Below are 9,580 nucleotides of genomic sequence, written 5' to 3' on the forward strand. Positions count from 1 at the left end.
GTCCCGGGCGCCCGCGCCGTCCCCCGCCTCGGCTTCCCCCGTGGGGGGGGCGGGGCCCCCCCCCCCCCGCCCCTCTTCCCGTTCTCCGGCCCGCCCCTCGCGGGGCTACAGAGCCGCTCGTACCGTCCGTTCCGCGTCCCTGTTCGCCAGGTGCGCGCAAGGGCGCTGGCGGGCCCGGCTGAAGCGGGCGAAGGGGCGGGGCAGGCCCATGTTCACGAAGCCCTCGGCCTGCATCACGGCGAAGCCGATGCGCGGCAGGTCGCTGTGGGCCCGGTAGACCATGAAGCGCGGCTCCCAGCGTGGCTGGAACTTCGCGTTGAACTTGTACAGCGATTCAATCTGGAACCAGCGGGACAGGAAGACCAGCAGTCCGCGCCAGAGCCGCAGGACGGGGCCGGCGCCGATCTTCTCGCCGCGCGCGAGGGCCGAGCGGAACATCGCGAAGTTGAGCGAGACATGCTCGATGCCGATCTTCGGAGCGGCCTGGAGCGCGGCGACGATCAGCAGCTCGTTCATACCGGGGTCGGCGGAGCGGTCGCGGCGCATGAGCTCCAGCGACATTCCGTCGGAACCCCAGGGGACGAAGTGAATCATGGCCTTCAGGTCGCCGTACGGCCCCGGCTCGCCCGGTCCGTCGTCGGCCTTGTGGGCGGTGGCGATCACGCAGTCGCCGTCGTCGGGATCGCCGATCCGTCCCAGCGCCATGGAGAAGCCGCGCTCGGTGTCGGTGCCGCGCCAGTCCTCGGCGGCCCGCCGGACCCGTTCCAGCTCACCTACGGAGAGATCACGGACGCGCCGTACGCGGGTTTCGTAGCCATTGCGCTCGATGCGCTTGACCATCTGGCGTACATTCCGCATGGCGCGCCCGGACAGGGAGAAATCCGCGGCGTCCACCACCGCCTCGTCGCCCAGTTCCAGCGCGTCGAGCCCGGTCTCACGGGTCCACACCTCGCCACCCGTCTCGGAGCAGCCGACCACGGCCGGGGTCCAGGAGTGGGCCTTGGCCTCGTCCATGAACCGCTCGATGGCGCCGGGCCAGGCCTCGACGTCGCCGATCGGGTCGCCGGAGGCGAGCATCACCCCGGAGACGACGCGGTAGGTGACCGCCGCCTTGCCGCTGGGGGAGAAGACGACCGCCTTGTCGCGCCGCAGCGCGAAGTGGCCGAGGGAGTCGCGGGCGCCGTGCTTGGCGAGCAGGTCGCGCAGCTGCCGCTCGTCGTCCTCGGTGAGCCGGGCGGCCGGGTGCTCGGGCCGGAAGGCCAGGTAGATGGTGGTGATCGCGGTCAGCAGGCCGAGCGCGCCCAGCGAGTAGGCGACGGTCCAGCTGGTGTCGCCCGCGTACTCGACGGGGCCCTCGAAGCCGAACAGGCCGTACATCACGTGCTGGATGCGGTCGGCGATCGAGGGGCTGCCGACGACCCGGCCCGGGTGGACCGAGACGATCACCAGGCCGAGGCCCAGCGAGCCGGAGCCGAGCAGGATGAAGTTGGCCAGCGCCTTCCAGCGGCTGCGCGGGTCGGGCAGCGCGGTGAACTCGTCGCGGTGCCGCACCAGCAGCACCAGCAGCGCGATCGAGATCAGTACGCCGACGACCGAGTGCCGGTAGAGGAACTGGGCCACCGCGCCGATCGGCAGCAGGGCGACCGCGGCCCGCCACGCCCGCCGCTTGCGCCGCTTCAGGCCGTGCGCCAGGAGCAGCAGCAGGACGCCGGTGCTGAGGGCGAGGGCCGCCGCGAAGGGGCCCGTCGTGCCCGGCAGCACTTCGGTGACGGCGTGCATGCGGCTGGCGCGGAAGCGCGGGAAGATACCGGCGGCGATGTTGAGCAGTCCGACGAAGGCCGCGGCCTTGCCGACCAGTGAAGGAACCGAATCGGGGCGCGGTCCGCGGAGGACTTTGCGCGCGCCGGCCGGAACCGAACCCTTTTTGTCCCCATCTATCCTGACAGACATCGCTTCCCGTGACTCCGCGAGAGATTCTGTTGTCCGCACCGTGACAAGTTCGCCACTGTGTTCCGGACAATTTGCGCCCTCTAGGACGGCACATCCCGGGGGCGGGTTCCCTCGGTCCCAGGAAAATCTCAGTCAGAAAGTTTCGACGACTCATGGGTCTCACGAGCAACAAGGTTCTGGCGCTCGCCGTCGTTCTGGCGGTGGTGCTGTTCGCGCTCACCATCTGGCTCTGGCCGAAGCTGGCCGGCCGTAGCTGGCGAGCCGTCCTGGGCCGGATCGGCCTGCTCCTCGGCACTCAGCTGATGCTCTTCGCCTCGGTGGGCCTCGCGGCCAACAACTCCTTCCTCTTCTACGGCTCGTGGGCGGACCTGTTCGGCCAGGAGAACGGCATGGGCGTGGTCGTCGACCACTCGGCCGGGACCAAGGACATCAAGGTCACCGGGAAGCAGAAGCCCGACACCCCCGGCGCCGGCAACCCCGCCGCGGGAGGGGAGATCCAGAAGGTGGTCGTCCAGGGTGAACGCTCCAAAATAGCCAGCCCCGCCTACGTCTATCTGCCTCCGGAGTACTTCCAGAAGAAGTACGAGAAGCAGAAGTTCCCGGCGGCCGTGGTGCTCACCGGCTACCCGGGCACCGCGGAGAACCTGATCAAGGGACTGAGATACCCGAAGACGGCATGGGCGCAGGTCAAGCAGAAGAAGGCGCAGCCCATGATCCTCGTGATGATGCGTCCGACGGTGGCGCCGCCGCGTGACACCGAGTGCGTGGACGTCCCCGGCGGCCCGCAGACCGAGACCTTCTTCGCCAAGGACCTTCCCAAGGCCGTCTCCGAGACCTACCGGGTCGGCACCAGCCCGCGGAACTGGGGCTTCATCGGGAACTCGACCGGCGGCTACTGCGCCCTGAAGATCGGCATCCACCACCCGGAGACCTTCGGCGCCAGCGCGGGCCTCTCCGCGTACTACAAGGCCGCCAGCGACCCGACCACCGGTGACCTCTTCCACGGCGACAAGGCCGCGAAGAATCGTTCCAACCTGCTGTGGGCCCTCGACCACGTGCCGCCGGCCAAGTCCTCGTTCCTGGTGACCAGCTCCAAGTCGGGCGAGGACAACCTCAAGCCGACGCTGAAGTTCATCAAGAAGGTGAAGGCGCCCGCGCGCGTCTCGTCGATCACGCTCGACAGCGGCGGGCACAACTTCAACACCTGGCGGCGGGAGATCCCGCCGGTCCTGGAGTGGATCAGCGGCCGCCTCAGCGCGAACTGATCGACTCCACTTCCACTTCCGTCCGGGGGACGGCCTGGGCGTCCGCGTCGATCGAGCGGCGCAGCGCCTCGTGCAGCCGGGCCGGGGTGAGCACCCCGAGGAAGCGGCCCGTCCCCTCGTGGTCGATGACCGCGATCCACCCCGCGTCGTGCTGGAGCATCGTCGCGAACGCCTGCTTGAGCGAGGCGCCCAGCGGCAGCCAGGCCTCCATCCGGCGGGCGTGCTCGCGTACGGTGCCGCTCTTCGCGCGCGTGGCGCTCTCCGCGGAGATCCAGCCGTGCAGGTCGCCGGAGGCGTCCAGGACCACCGCCCAGGGGGCGCCGAGGTCGCGCGGGAGCGGGTCGTCGAGGCGGACCACCGGCGGCTGCTCCAGGTCGCCCTCCTCGATGGGCGTCACCGAGAGCCGCTTCAGGCCCCGGTCGGCGCCGACGAAGTCCGCGACATAGGGCGTCGCGGGGGTGCCGAGGACCGCCGCCGGGGCGTCCAGCTGCTCGATGCGCCCCTGCCCGTACACCGCGATGCGGTCGCCGAGGCGGACCGCTTCCTCGATGTCGTGGGTGACGAAGAGGACCGTCTTGCGGACCTGCGACTGGAGCTTGAGGAACTCGTTCTGCAACCGCTCGCGCACCACCGGGTCGACCGCGCCGAACGGCTCGTCCATCAGCAGCACCGGCGGGTCGGCCGCCAACGCCCGCGCCACCCCGACCCGTTGGCGCTGGCCGCCGGAGAGCTGCTCGGGGTAGCGCGCCCCGTGGACGCGGGGGTCGAGTCCGACCAGGTCGAGCAGTTCGGCCGCGCGCTCACGGGCCCTGGCGCGCTTGACGCCGAGCAGGTGCGGGACGGTCGCGGTGTTCTCCAGGACCGTCTTGTGCGGGAAGAGCCCGACCTGCTGGATGACATAGCCGATACGGCGCCGCAGCCGGACCGGATCGACGGTGGATATGTCCTCGCCGTCCAGGAGTATCCGGCCCTCGGTGGGCTCGATCAGCCGGTTCACCATCTTCATCGTGGTGGTCTTGCCGCACCCGGACGGCCCGACGAGCGTGACCAGTTCCCCCTCGGCCACCTCGAAGGAGAGGTCGTCGACGGCGGTGGTGCCGTCGGCGTACCGCTTGGTGACGTGCTCGAATCGGATCATGGTTCCCCATTGTGGCCGGTGGTGAGCGTGGCTGTGTGAATCCCATGTTGCCGCCCTGTGTGCGATACGCGGATCCGCCCACCGGCTCTCGGTGATTGTCAGTGGCGGGGGTTAGGGTCGCCAGACAGACGTTCGGTCGGGGTCTCAGGGGATCCGGCGGGGGAGGTGGGGGACGGTGAGCGCGCAGAACTGCCTGGTGCGCAACGACTGGATCTGCTGGGAGTACGTGCGCTCCCGCAGCCAGGAGCTGACCGACGCCACGGTCCAGCACATCTGGATCACGGTGGCCTCGGTGCTGATCGGGCTGCTGATCGCGTTTCCGCTGGCGCTGCTCGCGCGCGGCCGCAGATCGGTGGCGGGCGCGGTCCTGACCCTGACGACCGTGCTCTACACGGTCCCGTCGCTGGCGATGTTCTCGCTGCTGCTGCCGGTGTTCGGGCTCTCCGCCTCCCTGGTCGTCACCGGCCTGGTGCTCTACTCGCTGACGATCCTCGTACGGAACATCCTGGCCGGCCTCGAAGCCGTCCCGTCCGACGTGCGCGAGGCGGCCCGGGGGATGGGATACGGCAGGGCGCGGCTGCTGTTCGAGGTGGAGCTGCCGCTCGCGCTGCCCGCGCTGCTGGCCGGCGTGCGCATCGCCACCGTGTCGACGGTGGCGCTGACCACGGTCGGCTCGGTGGTCGGCAAGGGCGGCCTCGGCAATCTCATAGGCGACGGCGTGCAGTCCACGTTCAAGGCGCAGGTGCTCACCGCCTCGGTGCTGTGCGTGCTGCTCGCGCTCGTGGCGGACGTGCTGCTGCTCGGCCTCCAGCGCCTGCTCACACCCTGGACGCGGATACGGACGAGGGCGGGGGTGCGCTGATGGGGGTCATGGCAGACGCCTGGACCTGGCTGACGACGGGGTCCAACTGGTCCGGCGAGGACGGCGCCTGGCACCGCCTGGCCGAGCACGCCTATGTGAGCGGGGTCTCGCTGCTGCTGGCGTGCGCGATCGCGCTGCCGCTCGCGCTGTGGCTCGGGCACATCGGGCGGGGCGGGGCGCTCGCGGTCAACATCTCCAACGTGGGCCGCGCGATACCGGTGTTCGCGGTGCTCGGCCTGCTGATGCTCACCCCGCTCCGCAAGGAGGGGTACGCGCCGACCATCATCGCGCTGGTGCTCTTCGCGGTGCCTCCGCTGCTGACCAACGCGTATGTGGGCATGCGCGAGGTGGACCGGTCGGTGGTGGAGGCCGCGCGCGGGATGGGGATGTCGGGCGGCCAGCTCTTCGCCCGCGTCGAGCTGCCCCTCGCGTACCCGCTGATCATGATCGGGGTGCGGTCGGCCGCGGTGCAGGTCGTGGCCACGGCGACGATCGCCTCCATGGTGGGCCTCGGCGGCCTCGGCCGGATCATCACGGCCGGGTTCGCCACGTACAACACACCGCAGGTGGTCGCGGGGGCGATCCTCGCCGCGCTGCTCGCGTTGCTGGTCGAGGGCGTGCTGGTGCTGGCCGACCGGCTGTTCAGCCCGCTGCGCGCGACGCGCGGGCGGAGCACGGCTCCCTGAGACCCCGGCTCCCCTGGGGCCCCCGCTCCCTGAGACCCCCCGGCCCGCGCCGGACCCGGAACACGTCGGACCTACGAACTCTCGGATGGTGAACGTTCATGAGCAAGATCCTGCGCACGGCCGGTGCGGTGCTGGGCACGCTGGCGCTGGCCGGCTCGCTGGCCGCGTGCGGCGGCGACAGCCTGGAGAAGGACAAGGACAAGGGAAGCGGCGGAGAGGCGAGTAGCGGCGGGGGCGGCAAGAAGGGCTCGCTCACCGTCGGCGCCGCCGGCTTCACCGAGTCCGCCGTCCTCGCCGAGCTCTACGCCCAGGTCCTGCGCGACGCCGGATACGGCACCTCGATCACCACGGTGAAGAACCGCGAGCTGTACGAACCCGCTCTGGAGAACGGCGAGATCGACGTCGTTCCGGAATACGCGGCTACGCTTACCGAATTCCTCAACGCCAAGGTGAACGGCGCGAAGGCGAAGGACAAGCCGCTCGCCTCCAGCGACGCGGCGGCGACGGTCACCGAGCTCACCAAGCTCGCCACCCCGCGCGGTCTGAAGGTGCTCCCGGCGGGCGCGGCGGTCGACCAGAACGCGTTCGCGGTGACCAAGGAATTCGCCGCCAAGAACAACCTCAAGTCGCTTTCCGATCTGGGAAAGTCGAAGGTCAAGGTCAAGATCGCGGCGGGCGCCGAGTGCCCCGTGCGCCCCTTCTGCTCCCCGGGCCTGAAGGCCAAGTACGGCATCGACGTCAGCGGCGTCGACCCCAAGGGCGTCGGCACCCCGCAGTCCAAGCAGGCCGTCAAGGACGGCGTCGACCAGCTGGTGCTCACCACCACGACCGACGCCACCCTGGACCAGTACGGCCTGGTGCTCCTCGAAGACGACAAGAAGCTCCAGAACGCGGACAACGTCCTTCCCGTGGTCAATGCCAAGGACGCGGGCGGCCAGGAGATAGCCGACGCGCTCGCGAAGCTCACCAAGGCGCTGACGACCGGTGATCTCGTCGATCTGAACCGCAAGGTGGACGCCGAGCGGGCCAAGCCGGCCGATGTCGCCAAGGACTATCTCCGGTCGAAGGGGCTGATCCGGAAGTAACGAAAGCCGGGGCCCGGAGAAGACGGTTGGGAGAAGATTCGGAAGATTGGCGGGCTGGGGCTCCATTGGGCGTCTACGCACGGTAAATTTCAGGCCATGCCACGTGGACGCCACCGCCATTCCCCTCCGCTGCACAGGCTCCTCCCTCCGTCGGCCGTCGCCGGCGCCGCGGTCTTCTGCGCCGGTGGCGCCTGGCTGTTCGATCAGCCCCTGGCCCTGCGCGGCCTGGCCGCGGCCGCCGCGGTGGCCGCCGTCACCGGCTCCGTGCTGATGCGCGGCTGGGACCGGGCCGCCGGGCGCCGGGTCGCCGAGCTGACCCGCTCGCGCGCCGCCGACCAGTGGCGCACCGAGGAGCGGATCGCCGAACTGGAGGCGGAGCTGGAGGAGTCGCGCGAGCTGCGCGGCCGGCTGGACGCCAAGCTCCGCGCCAAGCGCATGGAGCTGGCCGGGCTGCGCGGCGAACACGCGGCCCTGCTGCGGCGGTACGCCACGGCGGAGACCGAGCGGGCCAGCGCCCTGGAGGGCCGCCGCAAGCTCGCCCTGGAGGCCGGCGCCCCCAAGGCGCTGCCCGCCGCGGCCAGTACGCCCACGCCCGCGGCCTATGCGGCGGCCTCCAAGGCGCTGGAGAACCTGCCGTACGCGCGCCGCGCCCAGGAGGCGCGGGCGGCGGCGTTTCCGCCCGCCCGGCAGCCCGCGGACCAGGAGGCACAGGGCTCGCGCGAGCCGCGGGAGGCCCAGGAGCCGCAGGGGAAGCGCACGGCGGCCGGGGGGAAGGGCGAGCACGTCCGCCCGTCGTCCGCCGCCGCCCTGACCGCGCTGCCCGCCGCGCCGAAGCCGGTCGCGGCGACGGTGGTTCCCTACGCCGCCCGTCCCGCCGTACGGCCCGAGGGCAGCTTCGACTTCTTCGGCACGGCCGCGGAGAAGGAGGCCGTGGAGGCCGCGATAGAGGCGGCCGCCGAGGAGGACCTGGCCGACGTGGTCGGCGAGGAGGTCCTGGCCGAGCGGCCGCACACCGGCCCCGAGCGGGTGGTGGGCAAGGTCATCGACCTGACGGCGCACGACGAGACGGAGCAGCTGGACGTGGTGGGGCTGCGGACGGCGATCTCGTAGGGGCGGGGCAGACGGACTGAAGAAGGGGGCCCGGCGCCGAAGCGCCGGGCCCTTACCCGTTCCGCCGTTTCCCCGTTCCCGCGCGCCTACTTGTCGATGTCGCCGACGACGAAGAAGAGCGAGCCGAGGATGGCGACCATGTCGGCGACCAGGGTGCCCGGGAGGAGTTCGGTGAGGGCCTGGATGTTGTTGTACGAGGCCGAGCGGAGCTTGAGCCGGTACGGGGTCTTCTCGCCCTTGCTGACGAGGTAGTACCCGTTGATGCCCAGCGGGTTCTCGGTCCAGGCGTAGGTGTGGCCCTCAGGAGCCTTCAGGACCTTCGGCAGGCGCTGGTTGATCGGGCCGGGCGGCAGCTCGGCGAGCCGGTCGAGGCAGGCGGCGGCCAGCTCCAGGGCGTTGTGGGTCTGGTCGAGCAGCACCTCGAAGCGGGCCAGGCAGTCGCCCTCGGTTCGGGTGACGACCCGCAGGGTGTCCTGGAGTTCGCCGTACGCGAGGTACGGCTCGTCGCGGCGCAGGTCGAAGTCGACGCCGGAGCCGCGGGCGATGGGGCCGCTGACGCCGTACGCGTGCACGGCCTCCTGGGACAGCACGCCGACGCCGCGCGTGCGGCCCCGGAAGATCTCGTTGCCGAGGACGAGCCGGTCGTACACGTCCATCCGCGAGGTCGCGGCGGCGACCGCGTCCCGGGCGCGGCCGAGCCAGCCGAGCGGGAGGTCCTCCTTGAGGCCGCCGACGCGGTTGAACATGTAGTGCATGCGCCCGCCGGAGACCTCCTCCATCACGTGCTGGAGCTCCTCGCGCTCGCGGAAGGCGTGGAAGATCGGGGTGATACCGCCCAGTTCGAGGGGGTACGAGCCGAGGAACATCAGGTGGTTGAGCGCGCGGTTCAGCTCGGCGAGGAGGGTGCGGGTCCAGACGGCGCGCTCCGGGACCTCCATGCCGAGCATGCGCTCCACGGCCATGACGACGCCGAGCTCGTTGGAGAACGCGGAGAGCCAGTCGTGGCGGTTGGCGAGCATGACGATCTGCCGGTAGTCGCGCGCCTCGAAGAGCTTCTCGGCGCCGCGGTGCATATAGCCGACGACCGGTTCGGCGTGCTGGATGCGTTCGCCGTCGAGGACGAGGCGGAGGCGGAGCACGCCGTGGGTGGAGGGGTGCTGGGGGCCGATGTTGAGCACCATGTCGGTGCTCTCCGCCGCGCCGCCGATGCCGACCGTGGTCTCCGTCATGGGCGACAGTATCCCCGCCCGGGGCGGAATCCCCCCACCCCACCCCTCCCCGAAACCCCTCGGGCGGGGGGCCGGACAGTCACCCGCGGGCCGGTGGGGCTTCTCGCGCAGTTCCCCGCGCCCCTTATCGGGCCGGGACTTCGTGTGCGGGTCGTCTTGGGTTGCTCGCGCAGTTCCTCGCGCCCCTGAAGAACTGGTGGCCGCTCCAAGTTCCCCGGCTGCGGCCGACCCCCCAAGGGGCGCGGGGAACTGCGC

8 protein-coding genes are annotated in these 9,580 nt (G+C 71.0%); 5 read left to right on the plus strand and 3 right to left on the minus strand.

The annotated features are described in order from the left end of the window. Positions 1–105: 105 nt before the first annotated feature. Entirely contained in the window at positions 106–1,950 is a 1,845-nt protein-coding gene (locus ABZ404_RS38950; protein WP_358832487.1) for a phosphatidylglycerol lysyltransferase domain-containing protein, read from the minus strand. 152 nt (positions 1,951–2,102) lie between these two features. Here ABZ404_RS38950 and ABZ404_RS38955 point away from each other — a divergent pair, with 152 nt between their 5' ends. Next, positions 2,103–3,215, plus strand: coding sequence for an alpha/beta hydrolase-fold protein (locus ABZ404_RS38955; protein WP_358832488.1), 1,113 nt, complete (start codon positions 2,103–2,105; stop codon positions 3,213–3,215). Here the strand turns inward: ABZ404_RS38955 and ABZ404_RS38960 are convergent. Further along, positions 3,202–4,353 carry an ATP-binding cassette domain-containing protein gene (locus ABZ404_RS38960; RefSeq protein WP_358832489.1) on the minus strand — a complete coding sequence of 384 codons (1,152 nt, stop codon included), beginning with the start codon at positions 4,351–4,353 and terminating at the stop codon, positions 3,202–3,204. The two genes, ABZ404_RS38955 and ABZ404_RS38960, sit on opposite strands and share 14 nt — an antisense overlap. Positions 4,354–4,528: 175 nt before the next feature. On the opposite strand from ABZ404_RS38960, the gene ABZ404_RS38965 reads away from it, so the two are divergent. From ABZ404_RS38965 to ABZ404_RS38980, 4 genes are all read left to right on the plus strand, one after another. Beyond that, positions 4,529–5,215 (plus strand): ABC transporter permease, encoded by a 687-nt coding sequence (locus ABZ404_RS38965; RefSeq protein ID WP_358832490.1) that lies wholly within the window; start codon positions 4,529–4,531, stop codon positions 5,213–5,215. After that, positions 5,215–5,901: an ABC transporter permease gene (locus ABZ404_RS38970; protein ID WP_358832491.1), complete on the plus strand. Its 687-nt coding sequence runs from the start codon at positions 5,215–5,217 to the stop codon at positions 5,899–5,901. Before ABZ404_RS38965 ends, ABZ404_RS38970 begins: the two co-directional genes overlap by 1 nt. Positions 5,902–5,999: 98 nt before the next feature. Further along, positions 6,000–6,986, plus strand: a complete 987-nt coding sequence (locus ABZ404_RS38975; protein ID WP_358832492.1) for an ABC transporter substrate-binding protein — start codon at positions 6,000–6,002, stop codon at positions 6,984–6,986. A 96-nt stretch (positions 6,987–7,082) separates the two neighbouring features. Then, positions 7,083–8,096 (plus strand): hypothetical protein, encoded by a 1,014-nt coding sequence (locus ABZ404_RS38980; protein WP_358832493.1) that lies wholly within the window; start codon positions 7,083–7,085, stop codon positions 8,094–8,096. 86 nt (positions 8,097–8,182) lie between these two features. Here ABZ404_RS38980 and ABZ404_RS38985 read toward each other — a convergent pair whose 3' ends face one another. Continuing rightward, the gene (locus ABZ404_RS38985) at positions 8,183–9,325 is read right to left on the minus strand and encodes an NADH-quinone oxidoreductase subunit D (RefSeq protein ID WP_358832494.1); all 1,143 of its coding nucleotides are present in this window, start codon (positions 9,323–9,325) and stop codon (positions 8,183–8,185) included. Between the last annotated feature and the right edge of the window lie 255 nt (positions 9,326–9,580).

This window comes from Streptomyces sp. NPDC005878 (assembly GCF_040629815.1).
Classification (GTDB): Bacteria; Actinomycetota; Actinomycetes; order Streptomycetales; family Streptomycetaceae; genus Streptomyces.

Coding starts and splice junctions, on each gene's coding strand:
- ABZ404_RS38950 (WP_358832487.1), bottom strand. CDS start 1,950: ATGTCTGTCAGGATAGATGGGGACAAAAAGGGTTCGGTTCCGGCCGGC.
- ABZ404_RS38975 (WP_358832492.1), top strand. CDS start 6,000: ATGAGCAAGATCCTGCGCACGGCCGGTGCGGTGCTGGGCACGCTGGCG.
- ABZ404_RS38960 (WP_358832489.1), bottom strand. CDS start 4,353: ATGATCCGATTCGAGCACGTCACCAAGCGGTACGCCGACGGCACCACC.
- ABZ404_RS38980 (WP_358832493.1), top strand. CDS start 7,083: ATGCCACGTGGACGCCACCGCCATTCCCCTCCGCTGCACAGGCTCCTC.
- ABZ404_RS38970 (WP_358832491.1), top strand. CDS start 5,215: ATGGGGGTCATGGCAGACGCCTGGACCTGGCTGACGACGGGGTCCAAC.
- ABZ404_RS38985 (WP_358832494.1), bottom strand. CDS start 9,325: ATGACGGAGACCACGGTCGGCATCGGCGGCGCGGCGGAGAGCACCGAC.
- ABZ404_RS38955 (WP_358832488.1), top strand. CDS start 2,103: ATGGGTCTCACGAGCAACAAGGTTCTGGCGCTCGCCGTCGTTCTGGCG.